This is a genomic window from Paenarthrobacter sp. PH39-S1 (genome assembly GCF_030063245.1).
GTDB lineage: Bacteria > Actinomycetota > Actinomycetes > Actinomycetales > Micrococcaceae > Arthrobacter_M.
Genome location: NZ_JASISR010000051.1, coordinates 1 through 20,855, shown reverse-complemented (window position 1 = coordinate 20,855; position 20,855 = coordinate 1). Strand labels below are relative to the sequence as shown.

15 protein-coding genes are annotated in these 20,855 nt (G+C 65.6%); 6 read left to right on the top strand and 9 right to left on the bottom strand.

All coding sequences use genetic code 11. The features are described 5' to 3' along the window. Positions 1-114: 114 nt before the first annotated feature. From QMG52_RS20060 to QMG52_RS20025, 8 genes are all read right to left on the bottom strand, one after another. Positions 115-522, bottom strand: coding sequence for a GNAT family N-acetyltransferase (locus QMG52_RS20060; RefSeq protein WP_349361774.1), 408 nt, complete (start codon positions 520-522; stop codon positions 115-117). Positions 523-630: 108 nt separating this feature from the next. Continuing rightward, on the bottom strand, positions 631-2,067 hold the full coding sequence (locus QMG52_RS20055) for a CoA transferase (RefSeq protein ID WP_283562184.1): 1,437 nt from the start codon (positions 2,065-2,067) through the stop codon (positions 631-633). Positions 2,068-2,153: 86 nt separating this feature from the next. After that, positions 2,154-2,990 carry an inositol monophosphatase family protein gene (locus QMG52_RS20050; RefSeq protein WP_283562183.1) on the bottom strand — a complete coding sequence of 279 codons (837 nt, stop codon included), beginning with the start codon at positions 2,988-2,990 and terminating at the stop codon, positions 2,154-2,156. Beyond that, positions 2,987-5,176 carry an NAD-dependent DNA ligase LigA gene (gene ligA / locus QMG52_RS20045; RefSeq protein WP_283562182.1) on the bottom strand — a complete coding sequence of 730 codons (2,190 nt, stop codon included), beginning with the start codon at positions 5,174-5,176 and terminating at the stop codon, positions 2,987-2,989. The genes QMG52_RS20050 and ligA overlap by 4 nt, the downstream gene beginning before the upstream one ends. Before the next feature lie 736 nt (positions 5,177-5,912). Beyond that, positions 5,913-6,704, bottom strand: a complete 792-nt coding sequence (locus QMG52_RS20040; RefSeq protein ID WP_283562181.1) for a PP2C family protein-serine/threonine phosphatase — start codon at positions 6,702-6,704, stop codon at positions 5,913-5,915. A 354-nt stretch (positions 6,705-7,058) separates the two neighbouring features. Continuing rightward, positions 7,059-8,285 (bottom strand): adenylate/guanylate cyclase domain-containing protein, encoded by a 1,227-nt coding sequence (locus QMG52_RS20035; RefSeq protein ID WP_283562186.1) that lies wholly within the window; start codon positions 8,283-8,285, stop codon positions 7,059-7,061. Between the two features lie 251 nt (positions 8,286-8,536). Continuing rightward, positions 8,537-9,094 (bottom strand): PH domain-containing protein, encoded by a 558-nt coding sequence (locus tag QMG52_RS20030; RefSeq protein ID WP_283562180.1) that lies wholly within the window; start codon positions 9,092-9,094, stop codon positions 8,537-8,539. Further along, positions 9,087-10,124, bottom strand: coding sequence for a biotin--[acetyl-CoA-carboxylase] ligase (locus tag QMG52_RS20025; RefSeq protein ID WP_283562179.1), 1,038 nt, complete (start codon positions 10,122-10,124; stop codon positions 9,087-9,089). The genes QMG52_RS20030 and QMG52_RS20025 overlap by 8 nt, the downstream gene beginning before the upstream one ends. Before the next feature lie 168 nt (positions 10,125-10,292). On the opposite strand from QMG52_RS20025, the gene QMG52_RS20020 reads away from it, so the two are divergent. From QMG52_RS20020 to QMG52_RS20010, 3 genes are all read left to right on the top strand, one after another. After that, positions 10,293-12,941 carry an excinuclease ABC subunit UvrA gene (locus QMG52_RS20020; RefSeq protein WP_283562178.1) on the top strand — a complete coding sequence of 883 codons (2,649 nt, stop codon included), beginning with the start codon at positions 10,293-10,295 and terminating at the stop codon, positions 12,939-12,941. A 911-nt stretch (positions 12,942-13,852) separates the two neighbouring features. Further along, positions 13,853-15,436 carry an acyl-CoA carboxylase subunit beta gene (locus QMG52_RS20015; protein WP_283562177.1) on the top strand — a complete coding sequence of 528 codons (1,584 nt, stop codon included), beginning with the start codon at positions 13,853-13,855 and terminating at the stop codon, positions 15,434-15,436. Then, positions 15,433-15,756, top strand: a complete 324-nt coding sequence (locus QMG52_RS20010; RefSeq protein WP_349361773.1) for an acyl-CoA carboxylase epsilon subunit — start codon at positions 15,433-15,435, stop codon at positions 15,754-15,756. The genes QMG52_RS20015 and QMG52_RS20010 overlap by 4 nt, the downstream gene beginning before the upstream one ends. 134 nt (positions 15,757-15,890) lie before the next feature. Here the strand turns inward: QMG52_RS20010 and QMG52_RS20005 are convergent, their stop codons facing one another. After that, positions 15,891-16,370: a hypothetical protein gene (locus QMG52_RS20005; RefSeq protein ID WP_283562176.1), complete on the bottom strand. Its 480-nt coding sequence runs from the start codon at positions 16,368-16,370 to the stop codon at positions 15,891-15,893. Positions 16,371-16,482: 112 nt separating this feature from the next. Here QMG52_RS20005 and QMG52_RS20000 point away from each other — a divergent pair, with 112 nt between their 5' ends. The 3 genes from QMG52_RS20000 (at position 16,483) to QMG52_RS19990 (ending at position 20,686) form a co-directional block, all read left to right on the top strand. Then, complete coding sequence (locus tag QMG52_RS20000) at positions 16,483-18,207, top strand: DUF885 domain-containing protein (RefSeq protein ID WP_283562175.1); 1,725 nt, start codon at positions 16,483-16,485, stop codon at positions 18,205-18,207. Positions 18,208-18,344: 137 nt separating this feature from the next. Further along, positions 18,345-19,784 carry a dicarboxylate/amino acid:cation symporter gene (locus tag QMG52_RS19995; protein ID WP_502920580.1) on the top strand — a complete coding sequence of 480 codons (1,440 nt, stop codon included), beginning with the start codon at positions 18,345-18,347 and terminating at the stop codon, positions 19,782-19,784. 461 nt (positions 19,785-20,245) lie between these two features. Further along, a complete protein-coding gene (locus QMG52_RS19990; protein WP_283562173.1) occupies positions 20,246-20,686 on the top strand; it encodes a VOC family protein in 441 nt (146 codons plus the stop codon). The last annotated feature ends 169 nt before the right edge of the window (positions 20,687-20,855 follow it).

Here is a 20,855-nt window from a genome sequence, read left to right as displayed (position 1 = left end):
ATCAGAGAACTCTGCCAGCACCTCACCACCACCCAAATCCGCTACCCAGGCACCGGGCTCATCCTGCGCTACGAAATCAAAAACCCCTGAACCCACACTGAATACCTCACCATGTCAGGAGCCCTGGTGCCAGTCCCGTCCGGTGGTCAGGCTGACGGCGCTGACACCGTCGAGTTCCCTGGCATGGGCCACGATCGCCTGCACCAGCGCGCGGCCGATCCCGCCGCGCTGGACGGCGGGATCCACCACCAGCATGCGGAATTCCAGCTCGTCCTGGCGGGCTATGTCCGCGAATTTGTCCCCGGCCCGCGCCAGCGTGACCGACCCGGCAATTACGCCGTCGCGCTCTGCCACCCAGATCGGCGCAAATGCGGCCCGATCTGAAACCTGCTGGATCTGCCGCATGTACGGATGCTCAGCGTCGTCAAAATACCCCGCCGCCAGGTAGGAATCCCGGGTGATGCGGGCTATTTCGGTATAATCGGGGGGTGCTGCGGGCCGCACGGTGATCGTGGCGCTCATGGGCTGCGTGGTGTTCCTATCGACGGCGGGACGAAAGCCGCGGCGGATGCCGCCTATCTATTCTGCCCTACCACCGCGCTGCCGACGCCGGGTCCCGGTGGTTCTGCGCTACCACCGGGGCGGCGCGGATCCATAACCGCGGGCCGGAACATCCCAGCGGACCGGAACACCGGCAACCTCCACCGGCATCGGCAGCCGCAGTCCCGCTCCCCAAACGGTCTGCTCCGGCGCGGCCGCCTGGTCGGCGGCGGACGGGACGTCTGAAGGTCCGGTCCCCATCAGCCCGACTGCACCGATTCCTTCGGAAGTGCCAACAAGTTCGACGGCGGTGCGGGCCAGCGACGCACGGACGGCGGTCGCCTCCCCGCCTCGCCGCCGGATCCAAGCCAGCACGGTGGCGGCCGCCAGCAGATAGCCGGTGGCGTGGTCCAAAGCCTGGACTGGCAAGGGCCGCGGAGCGGGCGAACCGTAGTGGCGCATGCCGGCGTCGGCAATCCCGCAGCTCATCTGCACCAGCGAATCGAAGCCGCGGCGGCCGGCCCACGGTCCGGTCCAGCCATAGGCATCCAGGGCGGCAGTGACAAGACCCGGGTAGTCCGTTGCCAGCACCGAGGGCCCCAACCCCATTCGATTCAGGGCGCCTGGCCGGTACCCGTGCACGAGGATGTCGGCCTCAGCCAGGAGTGTCTTGAACCGCAGCAAACCGTCGGGCTTCTTCAGATCCAGCCGCGCGCAGTTCTTTCCCACCGTCATTTCCGGTTCCAGCGCCGGTTCGAACCAGTCCAACGGGTCGATCCGGAGCACCTGCGCTCCATATCCAGCCAGGAACCTGGTCGTCACCGGCCCGGCCAGCACCCGGGTCAGATCCAGCACCTTGACGCCGTCCAGCGGCCTTTCCGGCGTGCCCGCGTCCCGCAGTGCAGCCCGTCCCAGCCCGTCCCAGTGGATCAGCGGCTCCGCTATCACCGCGGCGCCCTGCGGATGCATCGCCCAGTCCGCGACGCTGCGCATTTGCGCCGCACAGCCACCGGCCGCCAGCACCGCGTGCTCCAGGTCCGCAGCCCGCCAATGTTCGACAGCGGCGGCGACCGTTGCGCGTGACGGTCCGGCTCCCGGGTGAGCCGGCTCCGGAACGGCCCGCGCTCCCGAAGGTTCCGGCGGGGCGGCCGTGCCAAGCACCGAAAGCGCCGCAGCGCGGTGGTGCGGTGCGTTGGTGTGCAGCCTGATCCAGCCGTCCAGGGTCCGATAATCCCCGGCCAAGGAATCCCAGGCCGACGGAAGTTCCCACCCCACCGGACGGAAGGACTGGCCGAACCACAGCGAGGCCAGTCCCCGATCCACCCGGACCTGCGGCCGCGGCACGCCGAACGTTTCAACGAGCCCGGCCACCGCCGCCCCCGCAGCTGCCACCGAGGCTGCCGCCAGGTCCGTGACCGCGAAGGCGGACGGCAACGTCCTGCTGCCATGGAACAGGACCCCGTCGTCGCCGTCCGCGGCGCCGCCAAGGCCCTGCCAGATCCTCTGCAGCAGCTGCTCTGCGGTCATGTCACGAGACTACGCCCCAGCAGACCTACAGGGCAGAACGAGACCTCAACGGGTCCCGTACTCCCGGTGCGGCTCATTGTCCCCGGCTATTCCGGCGGGGTGTAGGTTCCGGCCAGCACCGGAACCGACGCCGCCGTCCACGCGGACAGCGTCTCGCTCGAGGACGGAAGACCGTTCAGGGCAGAGCTCAGCTGCGGTCGCCGCACCCAGGCGCCTGCCTCTTCTGCAATCAACGCTCCGGCGGCAAAATCGTGCTCGAAAAGTCCGTATTCCAGATAAGCGTCCAGCCCGCCGTCGGCGACGGCGCACAGCTCCAGAGCGGCGGATCCGAGCCGCCGGAAGTCATTGAACCCCTGCATCCTCCCGGCCAGCTCCGATGCGAGCCGGCTTTGGATCGTCCGGTCGTAGGTCAGTGAGGTGGCGAGCAGATTTCCGTTCCGCGCCGCCAGCGGTCCGTCCAGCCGGCGCACCCGCGCAACCCCGTCCGGGCCTCGATCCGACAGCCACGCGCCTCCGCCGCGGCTCGCATAGTAGGTCCGGCCCAACGCTGGTGCGGCGACGACGCCGGCCAGCCAGCCGCCGTCGGGCCCTGTTACGGCCACCGAGGTGCAGTAGTAGGCGATATTGCGGATGAAATTCATGGTGCCGTCGAGTGGATCCACGGACCAGCGATAGCCGGAGGCACTGGCGGAAACGGCCGGCGCCAATTCCTCCCCGGTTATGGTGTCATGCGGGCGCGCGGCCGAGATGGCGCTTCGCACCGCGCGTTCCGCCGCCAGATCAAAGGCGGTGACCCAGTCCGCGTCCGAGGTTTTAGCCGTGGCGGCAAAGGCAGACGGGTCCCGGCCAGCCAGCACAGCGGCCCCAGCGGCGGCGGCGTCCCGCGCCACCGCCAACAGTTCTTCGAGCAGTTCCGCGCTCATATAGTTCCCTCCGTCAGTAGCTTCACAAATCCATCCTCATCCAGCACCGTCAGGCCCAGTTGTTCGGCCTTGTCCAGCTTGGTGCCCGCGTTCTCCCCCGCCACCACGTAGCTGGTGTTCTTCGAAACGGAACCGGAAGCCGTCCCGCCCCGGGTAATGATGGCCTCTTTCGCCTCGTCCCGGCTGAAGTTCGGCAGCGACCCGGTGACCACAATGGTCAGACCGGCCAGGGTGCGCGGCATGGTCTCGTCCACCTCGACCGCCATCCGCACCCCGGAAGCGGCCCAGCTGTCCACGATCTCCCGCTGCCAGTCCACGGTGAACCACTCCGTTAGCGCCTCGGCAATAACGGGCCCGACGCCGTCCACCTGCGCCAGCTCCGGCACCGAGGCCGCACGGATGGCATCCATGGAGCCGAACGCCGTGGCGAGCGCGCGCGCGGCCCGCGGCCCCACGTGCCGGATGGACAGTGCCACCAATACCCGCCAGAGCGGCTGGCTTTTCGCCTTCTCCAATTCGCGGAACAGCTTCTCCGTGTTTGCCGCCGGGACCGACGGTTTCTTCGCCGTCGCCTTGGTATAGAAGTAGGGCACCAGCTCGCTTCCGCCGGTCGGCACCCCCTTCGCTTTCTTCTCCCGTCGGACCATCACCTCGGACAGGTCCTGGGCTGTGAGGCTGAAAATGTCTGCCTCGGTGGTCAGCGGCGGGGTGTCCGGTGCGGCCGGGCGGGTCAGCGCCAGCGCCGCTTCATCTCCGAGCGCCTCGATATCGAAGGCGCCGCGGCCTGCCAAGTGCGCCACGCGCTGAGTCAGCTGCGCCGGGCAGGATTTCGCGTTGGGACAGCGCAGGTCGACGTCGCCTTCCTTGGCCGGGGCCAGCGCCGTGCCGCAGGACGGGCAATGGCTGGGCATCACAAAAGCACGTTCCGAGCCGTCACGGAGCGCGACGACGGGACCGACAATTTCCGGGATCACGTCCCCCGCCTTGCGCAGCACCACCGTGTCCCCGATTAGCACACCCTTGGCCTGGACCACGTCCTGATTGTGCAGCGTTGCCATCGTGACCGTCGAACCCGCCACCAGCACGGGCTCCATCACCCCGTAGGGTGTGACGCGTCCCGTACGGCCAACGTTGACGGCGATGTCCAGCAGCTTGGTATTGACCTCTTCCGGCGGATACTTGTAGGCCACCGACCAGCGCGGCACCCGCGAGGTGTAGCCCAGCGCGCGCTGCGTGGCAAAGTCATCCACCTTGACCACAATGCCGTCGATTTCGTGCACCAGGTCATGGCGGTGCTCACCGAAGTGCGTAATGAACTCCAGCACCTCGTCCTCGCTGTCCAGCACCTTGAAATACGGGCTGGTGGGCATCCCCCAGGACTTCAGCAGCTCGTAGCTCTCAGACTGGCTCGCCGCGTCCAGCCCGGACCGGGCGCCGATCCCGTGCACGTACATGCTCAGCGGACGCTTCGCCGTTTCCGCCGGATCCTTCTGCCGCAGGGAGCCTGCGGCGGCGTTGCGCGGGTTGGCAAACGGCGCCTTCCCCGCGGCCACCATCGTCTCGTTTAACGCAGTGAAATTCTTCGAGGCAATAAAAACCTCACCGCGGATCTCCACCTCCGCCGGCAGCTTCTGGCCCTTAAGCCGCTGGGGAATGTCCTTGATCGTTGCCACATTGTGGGTAATATCCTCACCCGTGGTGCCGTCCCCGCGCGTCGCTGCACGGACCAGTTTCCCGTCCCGGTACAACAGGTTCACGGCCAGCCCGTCGATCTTCAGCTCGGTCAGCCATTTCAGCGGCGCCTGCGCACCCAGTTTGGCCACGGATCCTTCCGCGCGCCGCAGCCACGCCTGCAGCTCCTCCACCGAAAAGACGTCTTCCAGACTGTACATCCGGGCCAGATGTTCGACGGCGGCGAAGGCTGCGGACACGTCGCCCCCCACCTCCTGGGTGGGCGAGTCATTGCTGATCAACTCAGGATGGAGCGCTTCGATTTCCTCGAGTCGCCTGTACAGCGCGTCGAACTCCGCGTCCGAAACCAGCGGCGCGTCGTCGTTGTAATACGCAAAACGGTACGAGCGCACCTTATCGGCCAGCGCCTCGTAGTCCTCGCGCAGCGACTCGGACGGAATGACGCGCCCGGCGGACCCGGGAATGGCATCGACAATATCCTTGGCTTTACTCACTGTTCTATCTTGCCCTATGGCACAGACACAGGCGCAGAGTGGAGATTCGGCCAGTCCTTCGGCCGAGGCCGCCGGATGTCCCGCGGGAGAACGGCGAGCCGGGCAGCACCCGGCGGTAGACCGCGTGCGAAGGCTTCCGCGAGGTTGGACGGAGGCTGGAACACGTTCCAGAACACGGCCAGCCGACCATCGCGCTGCGGCGGCCGAACCCGGCCATCCTCACATCGACGTCCATGCCGAGCACCCGGCAGCCCGCCGTCTGGAAGGTTCGGGCGGACACACCGGTTCAATGCCGACGCCGAGCACTTCGAGCCCGGGACTGGCGGCGACGATCCGCACCACCATGGCTTGCGGGTAGCGGGACCGCGTCCGGTCGTAGCGTGCGGGATCAGAGCCGAACGACTCGGCAATCTGTCGGGAGTGATGGGACTCTCTGGCCGAGAAATGCGCCCAAATATCGGCGACTGCAATCTGGCGCAGGTCCTCGGCATGATCTACATGAGCTGTTGACGGGTCGAGCCCGGAGCCGTCAAAGATCCTGTTGATGTACTCGATCAGCTCCTCTAACGTGCCCTTGCTCTTCTCCCGGGTGGCGCGCCCTTACGGAGTCGGGTCAGAGGGTAAACGTGCACACGTCCAGGACCGTCGTGGTACTCGATGTCGATATGAATATTTGGGCGCGAAATGCGTCATCGTGGATCAGGAACCGGACGTTTGGGGCGTTCAGGCACCACCGTCACTGGGCAGCGTTATTGAGGACAGCCCTTGCATCGACGATGATCACAGTGACGTTGTCCCGGCCGCCGGAGCGCAGAGTGGACTGAACCAGTGAATCAACAGCATCCTGGGGACCTGCCGTGGTGCTCAGTATCCGGTGGATCTCGTCATCAGTCAGTTCTGCGTTCAGTCCGTCGGAGCAGACCATGTAACGGTCGCCCTCTTCGACGGGGACCAGCCAGTAATCGGCCTGCGCATCGTCTCCCGTTCCCACGGCACGGGTGACAACATTACGGCGTGGATGGACCAGCGCCTCAGCAGGGGTGATGAACCCGGCGTCCACCATTTCCTGGACCTCCGAATGGTCCACAGTCACCTGTTCAAATTTGCCCTGGCTGAGCCGATATGTCCGCGAGTCCCCGACATTGAAAACCAGCCAGTACGGAACGCCGCGCTCCTCCACCAGCACCACACCGGATACGGTGGTCCCGGCCCGCGAATTCGTCAGCTCACGGATGCGGGCGTCGGCCTGCTGCAAGGCCAGTTGGAGATCTGCCGCCGTCGCATCCCGCGAACCGGCTGCCAGCGCGGCGCATTGTCTCAGCGCGCTAACGCATTCCCGGCTTGCCACCTCTCCCGCTTCGTGGCCGCCCATGCCGTCTGCCACCGCAAAAACCGGGTCGGCCGCGAGAAGGGAATCCTCGTTCAGCTCCCGCCGGAGCCCCCGGTCCGTGCCGTATCCGCAGCTGAGCCGGATGGTCGGCGCGGGATCCGACGGCGTAGGGGAAAGACTGCCCTGATGAGCGTTCATGCGCGTCCTCTCAAGAAACCGCGGCCGTCATCCCTGCGCAATGTCAGAGGTGTTGTGGACATAGAACAGGACGGATCTGCCACGGCTGGGAGCTGATCAATCATTTCCCCATCGTAACCGGCGGCCATGCCGGCCATCAGGGTCGGACCGCCCAGATCCACGGTGCGGCTGTCATAGAGGCTGGTTGCGCTGCCACAGCGAAGATATCCGGTGGCACCTGCCGGTCCCCGGACGCCGGGCTTTCGTCAGTCGTGGTCCGGCGGCCAGGCGTCCGTCAGTCGACGACAAGTCCCTCGCCGCGGCATTCGTCAGTCGGGCGTCCGTCAGTCGTGGCATTCGTCAGTCGGGCGTCCGTCAGTCGACGACAAGTCCCTCGCCGCGCCCGCGCGCCAGCACGACCGGGTGGATCGCCCCGAAGCCGCGGACCTGCTGGACCTCCTGGGGAATCAACACAAAACGGTCGTCCGCATTCAGCGCCGCAGCCGTGCTCGAGTCGATCAGCACCGTGCCCGGCTCCGCCAGGGCCGTCAACCGCGCAGCCAGATTCACCGTTGGCCCGTAGATGTCCCCCAGCCGGGAGAGCACCCGGCCCCAGACCATTGAGACACGGGCCTCCGGCAGGAAATCGTCAGCCGCCATGGCCTCAGCCAAGGCGAGCGAGATCTCCGCCCCCGCCACCGGGGTCTCACAATTGAAAAGTACTTCGTCGCCGATGGTCTTGACCAGGCGGCCACCGCCCACGGAAATGATTTCCGCGCACTTATTCTCAAAGCGCTGCACCAGCTTGGCCAGCGTCTTCTCGTTCATCCGGCGGGACAGGCTCGTGTAGCTGACCAGATCAGCGAAGCCGACGGCGCGGGCCAACGGCAGCGGCGCGTCGTCCTCGGCCCCGTGCCGGCCTTCGGCGCTCGAATCCAGACCGGCCTGCGCCCGCACGGCAAGGCGCTGCACGCCGGCGTTGAGTTGACGGCGCCAAGAATAGAGGAGCATTTTTTCCATCGGGTCAATCAGATCCGGTAACTCGGACACCAATGTGCGCCGCGCCTCGGCATCGCTGACACCACGCTCTTCAGCGATGTCCTCCACCAGAGCCTCGATCTGCCAGACCACCATCCGGTCCGTCATCTGGCCGACAGCCCGCGTGACCGAAATGGCTGCATCCTCGGTGAGCAGCCCGGACCGCACCACATCAATAACCGTGGTCAACGCATCCTGGTCCCGCTCACTGAAAGCGACATCGTCGTCGCCCAGGTTCGGGAAACCCATGGCGCGCCAAAGCTTCCGCGCCGACAACAGCGAAACGCCCGCGCCGTGGGCCACCTCCCGGCGGCGGAACTTGCGCTCTCCGCCAAGCAGACGGGCCTCCAAAGCCTGCAACGCGCTTCGTTCGGGGCCAAGGTCAGCACCGCCGGCCGTGTCCGTTGCCTCGGGTGCCCCGGCTTCAGGGGCCGCTTCCGGAACGGATTCGGGAACGGCTTCTGGAACGGCTCCCGAAACGGGACTCCTATCCGCAGCGGGTTCCCCAGCCGGCGAACTCCCGGAACCGGGAGCAGACTCCGCTTCCGGGCCGGTCTCCCGCAGCCGCTCGGCTTCGCCCGCCGAAGCGGCTTCCTGTTCAGGAGCGGTTTCCTGTTCAGGAGCGGTTTCCGGATGCACTTCCGGCTCTGGCCCGGGTCCCTGCCCGGTTTCCCCGACATGTCCGGCGAAAGCGGATCCTGCCGGCTCGGTACCCCATTTGGACACAGGAATCAACGCTACCGCCGCCCGGGATCCGGAAGTTTCCGGCACTCCATTAGCGTCTTCCATGGTCCAGTTCCTCCCACCCATCTCGATCAAGCATCCTGCGGATAATTCCAATCACCTTCGGGGCCGGTCAGCGCCGTGTGCGGCAATTCGTTGATCGCGTCCAGCGCAAAATCACGGAACCGGGCCACCTCCGGCACGTCCTTGACGGATGCCGACCCCTCGTACCCCATGTCCAAGGTTATATTCCCGGAGCGCAATATCCGTTGCAGCCAGGATTGCCGCGTGCCCAGATTACGGACCGCGCCGAGGGGAATGTCCTGACGTGACTGCCGCAGCCAGCCGCGCCGCACGATGATCCGGCGGCTGGTCAGCGTGTATCGAGTGCCGGCCCAGCGCAGAAACATGCGCGTCGGGTACAGAACAAGACCGGCAATGCCGAGGACGACGACGGCACTCGGCAGCGGTTGCTGCCAGGCCGCCGTCTGGCTGGACAACCGCTCCAATCCGCCGCGTCTCAGCCACGCCAGAGTAAACCCGACGACCGCCGGAATCAGGATGAAGACCACGGCGGGGCCGGTTAATGCACGCGCTTGGGGCCGGCTCTGCACAATGACCTGTTCCCCCGGAGCAAGCCGGCTACGCATAGCGGCTGGAAGCGCCGGAACCGCGAGCCCTATGGGAATGATTTGCCTCACGGGCACCACTTGCCGCGGCCGAATCACATGCCGCGCCAGAACCACCTGGGCTGCCGGCAACGTGGCGGCGCAAATGGACCACGTCGCCGGCCGAAACGGTGTGCGTAGTCCCCGAAGCATCGGTCAGCAGCAGCGAACCGGTCATATCCAGACCCACGGCCAGCCCAAAAATGCTCTTATTGCCAGGGAGATCCGCGCGCACCTGCGTTCCCAAGGTGACCATTGCCGCCGTCGCCCGCTGCAGCAGACTCTCTCCTCCGTCCAACGGACGTCGAGCGTCCCCGTCCACGGCACAAAAAGCGAGGTAAAGCGCAGCAAAACGATCCAGGTAGGCGGGCAGCAGGACGTTCCGGTCCAGCGTCAACGCTCCCTCGATGGCCAGCGAGGTTGCGGTCTCCACCGGAAGTTCATCCGGGCTCTGCGACACGTTGACGCCTGTCCCCACAATAACAATTGGACCGGCCGTGTCGACGGGGCCGGCCGACGACGAAACGGCCGTCTGCGCGGCCGTCATTTTCGGCGACGCCAGCTGCGCCAGAATCCCAGCCACCTTCCTTCCGTTGACCAGAACGTCGTTGGGCCACTTCAGCTGGGCCCGGACGCCGGCAACGTCTCCCACAGACTCGATCAGCGCAATCGCGGCAAGCAGAGACAGCCACGAATACGCCGTAAACGGCAACGGCTTGCCGGCATTTTCCGGTCGGAGCAGCACACTGACAATCATCGAACTCCCCGGCGGGGACACCCACGTCCGGTCCAGCCGCCCCCTCCCGGCAAGCTGCTCCTCAGCCGCCAGCGCGCTCAGGTCAGGCCACCGTTCCGCTTCAGGGGACCCGCTCGCCACTGCCGCGGCCGCCACCAGATCCGCGTTCGTGGAACCAGTTGAAGCGGCCAGATCCATCCGGCTGTAGCGCCCGTCAGGCGGTATCAGCGCACGACGCAGCCGGTTCAGGTCTAGGGGAACGGGCTCCGGAGTCATACCTCCGATCCTATCCGGCCTCCTGACACTCCCTGCAGGCACCGACCTTCAAGGCACCGGCTGCAGGCACCGCCCTGCAGGCACTAGCCTGCAGGCAATAACAAAAACCACAGGTCACCTGGCGGCACCGACAGGTGACCTGTCAGAGTCGGTTGTTACGGTGGAACCATGGCGCATCCCAACCAAACAGCTGTCCCCGCCGTCCCCGTCGCTGCGGCGATCCGGAGAACGGCCCCCGAGGCGACCCCCGCGGCGGTCCGGACTGTGGCCCTCGAGGCGGTCCACATTGCGGCCCCCGAGGCGCCCCCCGCGGCGATCCGCGCTGACCTTCCCGCCGGGTCCTCGGGCTGGGTCCGGGTCCGCGGTGCCAACGAGCACAATCTGCGCAGCGTGGACGTGGATATCCCGCGCGACTCGTTCGTCGTCTTCACCGGTGTCTCCGGCTCAGGCAAATCTTCGCTGGCCTTTGGAACTATTTTCGCCGAGGCGCAGCGGCGTTATTTCGAGTCCGTTGCCCCTTATGCGCGGCGCCTGATCGATCAGGCCGGTGTCCCTGAGGTGGCTTTATTGGACGGCCTGCCGCCCGCCGTCGCGCTCAAGCAAGCCCGCGGGGCAACCAGTTCGCGTTCCTCATTAGGCACCATCAGCTCAACGTCGGACGTGCTCCGGCTGCTGTTCAGCCGCGCCGGGACCTATCCTGAGGGCGCCGAGCACCTGCCGGCGGCCGCCTTTTCGCCCAATACCGTTGCCGGCGCCTGCCCCACCTGCCACGGAGGGGGCGTTGCCCGGAGCACCACGGAGCAGCTATTGGTCCCGGATCCGTCCCTGTCGATCGACGACGGCGCCATCGCGGTCTGGGCGAACAGAGGCTGGCAGGGCGTGAACTACCGCAGAATCGCTGATGAACTCGGCTACGACATCCACGTTCCGTGGCGCAGGCTTCCAGCCAAGGACCGCCGGCAGATCCTGTTCGGCGACGAGGAGCCAACGGTCGTGGTCCACGCCCGTGAAGGCGGCAATAAGCGGCCCTACAACGGGACCTGGCAGTCCGCGGAAAAGTATTTGTTGCGCACGTACGCCAAGACCGAAGCCGCGTCCCAGCGCGCCCGGCTGGAGCCGTTTATGATCACCGGCCCGTGCCCCACCTGCCACGGCAAACGGCTGCATCCGCAGGCTCTGGCAGTGACCTTTGGCGGGTTCGACATTTCGGAGCTGGCGGCGATGCCGCTGTCCAGCCTGAACGAGGTACTGAACGTCGGCTTAACGGCACAGGCCCTCGGCCCGGACAGGCATGGTGCGCCCGCTGCCTCCGCCGCCCGGTCCCTGGTCAAAGATCTCAGCAGCCGGGTCGAGGCCATCATCCGGCTCGGTCTGGGCTACCTGTCGATGAGCCGCTCCAGCGTGGACCTTTCGCCCGGGGAACTGCAGCGGATCAGGCTCGCCGGTGCGCTGCGTTCCGGACTCTTCGGTGTCCTCTACGTGCTGGACGAGCCGTCTTCCGGCCTCCACCCGGCGGATGCCACCGCCCTCTATGCCTCGCTGCGCGACCTCATCGGCGCCGGAAACTCATTGTTCGCCGTGGAGCACGACCTTCAGATAGCGCGGCGCGCAGACTGGATTGTCGACGTCGGCCCGCAGGCCGGAAGCGCGGGCGGCACGATCCTTTACAGCGGACCACCGGAAGGTCTGGAGCGGGTACATGAATCGGCGACGGCGGCGTTCATGTTTCCGTCCGGGGGCACCCCCGCTCACACCGTCCGGGAGCCGTCGTCCTGGCGGACCTTCGGGCCCTTGGCCCGCAATAACCTGCAGGACATCACGGTCCGGATACCGCTGGGCGTGATGACAGCCATCACGGGCGTGTCCGGCTCCGGCAAGACCTCCCTGCTGACCGAGCTGATCAACTCTGTTGAATCCCAGCAGGGTGAATCCCCCGGTGGGGACGGCGGGCCGGATGGGCGGGGCGCTGATCCTGCCGGCGCTGCTGGCTCAGCGTCTGCCGGGGCGGCTGCGGTGGCGCCGGAACGTGTCATTTCCATCGACCAGAAACCTATCGGCCGTTCGCCGCGTTCCAATCCCGCCACCTACACCGGCCTGTTCGACGGCGTGCGGCATCTCTTCGCAGGCACAGCGGAAGCGGCCGCCAGAGGCTTCACTGCCAGCCGATTCTCCTTTAACGTCGACGCCGGACGCTGCCCTACCTGCCGTGGCGAAGGATTCATCAGCGTGGAACTGATATTCATGCCGGACGATTACTCCCCCTGCCCTACGTGCCACGGCTCGCGGTACAACCCCAAAACCCTTGAAGTCACGTACCGCGGCGCGAACATCGCCGAGGTGTTGGACATGACAGTGACCCAGGCCCAGGAATTCTTTTCCGATTCGCCCTCCGTGGCCCGGTCGCTTAACGCACTGTCCGACGTGGGGCTGGCCTATCTGCGCCTGGGGCAGCCTGCCACCGAGCTTTCCGGCGGCGAAGCACAGCGCGTCAAACTTGCCACTGAGCTTCAGCGGCCGGGGAAAACCGGCACCATTTTTGTCCTGGATGAACCCACCGGCGGTCTGCACCCGGCAAATGTCCGCGATCTCATCGCCGTATTTGGAAGGCTCACGGCCGCAGGTAATACGGTCATCACGGTGGAACACAACATGGACGTTGTCGCGGCGTCGGATTGGGTAATAGAGCTCGGCCCGGGCGGCGGGGACAAGGGCGGCCAAGTCATTGCCGCCGCCACCCCGCCGGAACTGCTCACCATCAACACCAGCGTCACGGCACCTTATCTGGCTACGGTGATGGCGGCCGGCTGTACTCCGTAGAATGTGACAATCGATCCACCCGACTTCGATACCGGCCTGGTCGCGGAGCTCTACGCGCCTCTCACGTCGACCAGCCAGAGCGCCGAACCATACGTGAGCTTCACCGCGGCCACGGCGCTACCGATCCATCTTCCTGGCCGGCCCAACCTCCACGCTCCTGCCCGACGATGACACCGCACTTCGGGCTCTCCGCGGCATCCGCGTGCATCTGGCCGAAGGGGGGCTCCGCGCTGGTCCCTCTCCTTATCCTCTCGCCACGCCCGTGAAGCAGTTCGGGCTTGTCGAAGAGTCGACGGCGACGGATGGCGCCGTCCTGCGGCCGCAGGGCTGGCGACGGTAGCTGTCCAGAATGCGGACGGACAGCCACCGGCAGCGGATGCCAAGGAGTTCATCTTTCTCCTTAAAACCGACGCGTAAATTGCACGCGCAACATCAGCGGCCGGACCATTAGGAGCCGTATGAACTTTCCTCGTTCCCTCACCTTGCGACCGGCCGTTGCCGAAATGGTACGCCCCAGCGGCCTGGGCCCCGGCGGCGTGCGCCCCGGCGTCCCGGCGTCCCGGCGTCCCCTGCAGAATGCGTCACCCTCGGCATGAGGACGTACCGCCTGAACTGGATAAAGTGCTCATGGACCCAGCCTAATCCCCGATCAATAGTTGTATTACTGATCAGTAACATGGCCCCGGCCGCACTGAACCGCGATAGTGAATCGCGGTGAAATTGTAGGTTTGCTACACAGATAGCCAGCCGATCCCTCATTAGACTGGGGAGGACGTTCCCTGCTTTGTTTGTTTCCTACTTAACGCGCCGCTGGTTAACGCGCCGCTGGCCGTGCGTGCGGGCCGGACCGAAACTTACTGACTGCAGCACCTGACCTAAGAACCTGAACAGCCAACCGAGCCGGAGAGCATATGAGCCATGATCTGACGACAACCGCAGGAAAGATCGCGGATTTCCGTGACCGGCTGACGGCGGCCGAGCAGCCTTCCGGCCCTGCCGCCGTCGAAAAGCAGCACGCCCGGGGCAAGCACACCGCCCGCGAGCGCATCGACATGTTGATCGATCCGGGCTCCTTCACCGAGTTCGATGCCCTGGCAATACACCGGTCCACGGCCTTCGGCATGGAGAAGAAAAAACCCTTGGGCGACGGCCTGGTATCCGGATACGGAACCGTGGACGGCCGGCCCATCGCGGTCTACAGCCAGGACTTCACCGTTTACGGGGGCTCGCTCAGCCAGGTAAATGGCGAAAAAATCGTCAAGGTCCAGGAATTCGCCCTCCGCAACGGCTGCCCCGTCGTCGGCATCCTGGACGGCGGCGGCGCCCGAATTCAAGAGGGAGTCGCCTCGCTGGCCATGTTCGCCGACATCTTCCGCAACAACGTCCATGCCTCAGGCGTGGTCCCGCAGATTTCACTGATCATGGGTCCCTCCGCCGGCGGCGCCGCGTACTCCCCCGCGCTGACCGATTACGTCATCATGGTGGACAAAACCAGCCACATGTTCATCACCGGCCCCGACGTGATCAAAACCGTCACCGGCGAGGACGTGGACATGGAGACCCTCGGCGGCGCCCGCCAGCACAACGCCACCACGGGGACCTCCACCTACCTCGCCACGGATGAGGCCGACGCCGTCGAGTTTGTCCGCGAGTTGCTGGATTTCCTGCCATCCAATAACCTGGCCGAGGGTCCCGTCACGGAACACGAGCAGGAATTGGAGGTCGACGACGGCGACCTGGCCTTGGATGCTCTGGTTCCGGACTCCGCCAATCACCCCTACGACATGTGCGCGGTGATTGAACAGATCGTCGACGACGGTCATTTCTTGGAAATGCAGGCCCTGTACGCGCCGAACATCATCATCGGCTACGGCCGCGTTGAGGGACACACCGTCGGCATAGTGGCCAACCAACCCATGCAGTTCGCGGGCACGCTGGACATTAACGCCTCGGAGAAGGGCGCCCGCTTCGTCCGGCACTGCGACGCGTTCAACATCCCGATCATCACCCTCGTGGACGTGCCCGGTTTCCTGCCCGGGAAGGACCAGGAGTTCCAGGGCATCATCCGCCGCGGGGCCAAACTGCTCTATGCCTACGCCGAGGCGACCGTTCCGAAGCTGACCGTCATTACCCGCAAAGCCTATGGCGGAGCGTACATCGTGATGGGTTCCAAGAAGCTCGGCGCGGACCTGAACCTGGCGTGGCCCACCGCCCAAATCGGCGTGATGGGAGCCCAGGGAGCGGTGAATATCCTGTACCGCCGCGAGCTGGCCGCCGTCGGCGAGGCCGGCGGAGATGTTGAGCAGAAGCGCCAGGACGTCGTCCGCCAGTATGAAGAGGAGCTGCTCAACCCCTATCAGGCCGCCCAGCTGGGTTACGTCGACGCCGTCATTGCGCCGTCGGACACCCGGATCGCCCTGGTGCGGGGCCTGCGCGCGCTGCGGGACAAGCGGGCCAGCCTGCCGGCAAAAAAACACGGAAACATTCCGCTATGAGTACCGATACCTCCCAACCGGCCACCGAGCCGATGGTCGACCAAGGCCGGTCACGGCCGCGTGGCGGCCTCTCTGCCGAACCCACCCCGATGGCCGAACCCCAGCCGCGGGTCAAGCCCGCCGAGACCCCGGTCCTGCAGATCCTCAGGGGCACGCCGTCGGCCGAGGAACTGGCCGCACTGGCCGCCGTCGTGTTCTCTCTACAGCCGGCCGAAGACGACGCCCCTGTACGCCCCGCGCAACGTCATTGGGTGCGCCGCGCGGCGCTGAACCTCGCCCCGAAGCCAGGGCCTGGAGCATGGCGCCGCAGCCGGGCATAACGGCTGGCGGCCATCCGCAGCGTGATCCTGCATGCACTGATTGCAGTGCATGCACTGCAATCAGTGCATGCAGGTTTGCGGAAGGACTGTGGCCTGGCCGCTGGAGCTACCGAACCGAACTCCGGGGCGGCGCGTCAGGCTGTGCGTGCGGGCAGCAGTTCGCGGAGCAGCGCGGCGGTCACGGCTCCGTAGGCAAGGTGCGGGATGATGTCACTCATCCAGTCCACAACGGACCAGGATTTCGGGTCGGTGATGCCCAGCGCACTCATCGGCCCGTCCGCGCCGGCCATCGCGGCCGCAGCGGCCAGCAGGGCGCTGGTTGCCGGCCCCGGATGCAGACCAGCGGAACGTGCACACCCAAAGATGGCGCCCACACCTATCCCCGCCGCCAGCCCTGTCATCGGTCCCAGCCCGGCCACCCGGTTCTTCCGTTCTTCGCCGCTGCCGGGAATTTTCAGGTGGGCAACCTCGGCGACCTTTTCCACCGTCTTTTCGGGAGTATCGCTGGTCGGTCGACCGCGCAGGACCATGTCCAGATAGGTGACGGCGTTCAGGGCGGTGGTGCCGGCGGCTCCTGCTGCGGCGCCGCAAAGCATACCTCGTACCAGTTTCATGACTCCGGTTTACCATGGATGGTGTCGCTGTGGCACCCCTCCGCGAATGGTGGCCATCGTGCTGGCGAAGCTGTCCTTCCTATGGAAAAACTCTGGCGGTAGGCTCGTCCGGGTGACTAACGACGCGCTGAAACCGACCCGCACGCCCACCGCCATCGACGCCGTAGCCGATGCCTACACGAACCGGCTGCTGGAGCTGGATCCCGGTTTCGCCACGGAGCTGGGGCTCCCCGGCCACGAAACCGAGTACCGCGACTATTCCCCGGCCGGGCACGATGCCATGGCTGCCGCGGCTAGGCAGACGCTGGACCAACTGGCCGCCCTGGAGCCGGAGGACGGCGTGGACACGACCACGCTGCATGCGATGCGCGAGCGGCTCGGACTGGAGCTGGAGCTGCATGCCACCGGCTGGAATCTGGCGGACCTGAATAACATCGCCTGCCCGGCGCAGAACATCCGTGCCATTTTCGATCTGATGCCCACGGCCACGGTGGAGCAGTGGGAACACATTGCCGGTCGGCTGGCCAACGTTCCAGCAGCGATGGACGGCTACATCGAGTCCCTGCGGGCCGGTGCCGGGTGCGGTCTCGTCGCCGCCCGCCGGCAGGTGGAGAACGTGATTGAACAGGCCGAACGGCATGCTGCCGAGGACGGATTTTTCGTCACCCTGGCGGCCAATGCACGGCTCGACCGGCCTGAAACGGCCGACGGCGGCGCCGAAACCGGGAGCGTGCTTCCGGCGGATACCGCCAGCCGGTTGGCCGACGGCGCGCAGTCAGCGCGCCGGGCCTATCAATCACTCACCGATTTCCTTCGCGGCGAGCTGCTGACCGCGGCACCGGCGAAGGACGCCGTCGGCCGTGAGCGCTACGAACTGGCCTCGCGCGCTTTCCTGGGTTCCGCAGTCGACCTTGAAGAAACGTATGCCTGGGGCGTCGAGGAGCTGGAACGGATCATCGCCGAGCAGCAGCAGGTGGCCGAACAGATTAATCCCGGTGCCGGCATTGCGGAGGCCAAGGAGGTCCTGAATGCGGATCCGGCGCGCCAGCTGCAGGGAACCGCGGCGCTGCGGGACTGGATGCAGGAGCTTGCGGACAAGGCGGTGGCGGAGCTGGCCGGCGTGCACTTCGACATTCCACACATCATGCGCACGCTCGAATGCAGAATCGCACCGACCCAGGAGGGCGGCATTTACTACACCGGTCCCAGTGAGGATTTCTCCCGCCCGGGCCGGATGTGGTGGTCGGTTCCGGCTGGCGAGGCTTCCTTTACCACTTGGGCGCAGACAACGACGGTTTATCATGAGGGCGTGCCGGGGCACCATCTGCAGGTGGCCACCGCCACGTACCAAAGCGGGCTGCTGAATACATGGCGGCGCAACGCCTGCTGGGTCTCCGGACACGGCGAGGGCTGGGCACTCTACGCCGAGCGGCTGATGGACCAACTGGGTTATCTCTCCGATCCGGGCGACAGGATGGGCATGCTGGATGGTCAGCGGATGAGAGCCGCGCGCGTGGTCTTCGACATCGGGGTTCATCTGGAGCTGCAGATCCCGCCGGCCTGGGGGCAGGGAACCTGGACGTCTGAGACGGGGCTTGCATTCCTGCAGCAGAATCTGGACATCAGTGCCGGTCAGCTGGACTTCGAGTTCAACAGGTATCTGGGCTGGCCCGGGCAGGCGCCGTCATACAAGATCGGACAGCGGATATGGGAACAGATACGCGACGAGTGCCGGCTGCGGGAGGGTGCGGATTTTGATCTTAGGGCCTTCCACACTCAGGCGCTCAATCTTGGCTCCGTTGGTCTGGACTCGCTTAAGGCTGCCCTTCTGGGGTGAGGTTCTTCACAGCAGATCGAGGAATACCCCAAAATGCGCCGAATGACGCCGATCTGCGGCCTCGGGAATAAATCACGGTCGTCATAATTCGCAACATGGACTGGAATATGCTATTGGCTCGGTCATAGCGTATGGGAGTGACTTCAACCGCCCAGAACCCCACCGTCCACAAGCACGGCCGTAAGCTGCCTAAGTGGGCTGCATCCTTTGGCGTCCAGATCATCGCCGCTCTCATCATCGGCCTGGCTCTGGGCCTGATCGCCAAATCCTTGGGTACGGGTCCTCAGGCCGTCCCGAATGGGCTGGACACGGCGCTGACCACCATTGGCAGCAGCTATGTCTCGCTGCTGCAGGCCGCCGTCGTCCCGCTCATTTTTACCGCCGTCGTCAGCTCCATCGCGAATCTGAGCCAAGTCGCCAATGCGGCGAAACTCGCGTGGAACACGCTGCTCTGGTTCGCCGTCACCGCGCTGATCGCTGTGAGCATCGGCATCGGCCTGGGTCTGCTGTTTCAGCCGGGCGCCGGCACCGACAAGACCGCCCCCACCAGCTACACCGGCAAAACCGGAGACTGGTGGTCCTTCTTGACGGGCTTGTTCCCCAAGAATTTCCTGGGTTTGGGCGCCAATTCGACGGTGGCACAGTCTGGGACCGTCACCACGTCCATCAGCTTTAACGTGCTGCAAATCCTGGTGATTGCCATCGTCGTCGGCATCGCCGCCTTGAAGGTCGGCAAGGCTGCGGACCCGTTCCTGAAACTCAACGCTTCCGCCCTCGCCGTGATCCAGAAGCTGCTCTGGTGGGTCATCCGGGTGGCCCCGATCGGCACCGTCGGCCTGATCGGCCACGCCGTCTCGACCTACGGCTGGGACACCATCGGTTCGCTGGGGAAATTCACCGTGGCCATCTACGCCGGGCTCGTGCTGGTGCTGTTCGTGGTCTACCCGATCCTAATCCGCAGCCATGGGTTGTCCATCAAGGCGTACTTCTCCGGCGTCTGGCCCGCGGTTCAGCTCGGTTTCGTCTCCCGGTCTTCGATTGGCACCCTTCCGCTCACGCAGCGCGTCACCGAGCGCAGCCTCGGCGTCCCCCGCGGCTACGCGTCCTTCGCCGTCCCGCTGGGTGCGACCACCAAGATGGACGGCTGTGCGGCCATCTACCCGGCAGTCGCCGCCATCTTCGTGGCGCAGTTCTTCGGCATCCATCTTGAGCTGAGCCAGTACCTGCTGATCGTGCTGGTCTCCGTCCTCGGCTCCGCCGCAACGGCCGGGACCACCGGCGCCGTCGTCATGCTGACATTGACGCTCTCCACCCTCGGCCTGCCGCTTGCCGGCGTCGGGCTGCTTTTGGCCATCGACCCCATCATGGACATGGGGCGCACCGCTGTCAATGTTGCCGGCCAGGCTCTGGTTCCGACCATCGTGGCCAAGCGCCAGGGAATCCTCGATCTGGCCCTGTACAACGCTCCGCGGAACGGCGACCCGTTCGCCGACGACACGCCCACAGAGGATGCGGCGAACGTCGCCGGCGCGGCAGAGGCCGCGGATGCCCGCGACAAGGAACTGTCCCGCGTGTAGTTCCGCCGCAAGCACACCGTAAGAGCCCGCTGCATCGGCCGCCCAGCCGATGTGACGGGCTCTTAGATTTGGGGCAGGAGTTCACTTCCGACGAAGGCTGCCGTCGGCGAAGCGTCCCGTCGGCGTGCGTAGCAGCTCAGTTGTTCGGCTTGTCCCTGACCGCTCGTTCTATCAGTAGCTCCGTCCCATGCAGTGCAGCTACTTCGGCGGGGACGTCGCCGCTGAGGAGCGTGGAGTTCGGCCAGGGCAGTCGGCGTCGGGGCTGGAGGAGGCGACGTACTTCCTCGTCTGGTTCAGGCCGTCCTTGAACGGGCCGCCGGCCCGGTTCCAAGCAGGGAAGCGCACCGCTGTATATCGAGTCCCCCACCACGCGGTCCAGCGTCGAAGTGGGCTGCCTTCAGTTCGTCGTCGTCCATAGGACGATGCTTGTGGTCGATTGGTCGTCTTGCGAGAATCAGTCCATGACGAAAGAAGTGCAAATCACGTTCGACTGCGCCGACCCCGCTGGGCTGGCGGCCTTCTGGGCCGAGTTGCTCGGCTACCGGGTGCAACCGCCGCCCGACGGATTCAACTCGTGGGATGCGGCCCTCGAAGCGTTTGGCGTGCCGCGCGACCAGTGGAACTCACGTTCAGCGATCCTCCCCATCGAGGGCCCACATGCGCGCGTCTTCTTCCAACGCGTGCCTGAGGGCAAGGTCGTCAAGAATCGGCTTCACCTCGATGTACGTGTGGCGCCCGGCCTCGAGGGTGACGATCGGATGAACGTCCTCGAAACCGAGGCCGATCGATTGGAGGCGCTCGGTGCGATTCGCGCCTATCGGGTCGAGCCCGACAAGGCGGCGATGGAGTCCGGTTTCATCACGATGCACGATCCGGAGGGAAACGAGTTCTGCCTCGACTAAACGGAGAGGTTCTAGTGTCCTGCGTCGTAAATTCGTTGAATGAGTGTTAAAATTGGTGTATGGCACGCACTGGACGCCCGAAGGCTGAACTGATCCTCACCGAGGAAGAACGCGATCAGCTTTCTCGGTGGACCCGCAGGCGCAAGTCCTCCCAGGCCCTGGCGCTGCG

Bases quoted from the DNA above. Each gene is read 5' to 3' on its own strand.
- QMG52_RS20055 (WP_283562184.1), bottom strand. From the start codon at position 2,067: ATGACCGCAGAGCAGCTGCTGCAGAGGATCTGGCAGGGCCTTGGCGGC.
- QMG52_RS20020 (WP_283562178.1), top strand. From the start codon at position 10,293: ATGGCGCATCCCAACCAAACAGCTGTCCCCGCCGTCCCCGTCGCTGCG.
- QMG52_RS20005 (WP_283562176.1), bottom strand. From the start codon at position 16,370: ATGAAACTGGTACGAGGTATGCTTTGCGGCGCCGCAGCAGGAGCCGCC.
- QMG52_RS19990 (WP_283562173.1), top strand. From the start codon at position 20,246: ATGACGAAAGAAGTGCAAATCACGTTCGACTGCGCCGACCCCGCTGGG.
- QMG52_RS20040 (WP_283562181.1), bottom strand. From the start codon at position 6,704: ATGAACGCTCATCAGGGCAGTCTTTCCCCTACGCCGTCGGATCCCGCG.
- QMG52_RS20015 (WP_283562177.1), top strand. From the start codon at position 13,853: ATGAGCCATGATCTGACGACAACCGCAGGAAAGATCGCGGATTTCCGT.
- QMG52_RS20050 (WP_283562183.1), bottom strand. From the start codon at position 2,990: ATGAGCGCGGAACTGCTCGAAGAACTGTTGGCGGTGGCGCGGGACGCC.
- QMG52_RS20025 (WP_283562179.1), bottom strand. From the start codon at position 10,124: ATGACTCCGGAGCCCGTTCCCCTAGACCTGAACCGGCTGCGTCGTGCG.
- QMG52_RS20060 (WP_349361774.1), bottom strand. From the start codon at position 522: ATGAGCGCCACGATCACCGTGCGGCCCGCAGCACCCCCCGATTATACC.
- QMG52_RS20010 (WP_349361773.1), top strand. From the start codon at position 15,433: ATGAGTACCGATACCTCCCAACCGGCCACCGAGCCGATGGTCGACCAA.
- QMG52_RS20030 (WP_283562180.1), bottom strand. From the start codon at position 9,094: ATGCGTAGCCGGCTTGCTCCGGGGGAACAGGTCATTGTGCAGAGCCGG.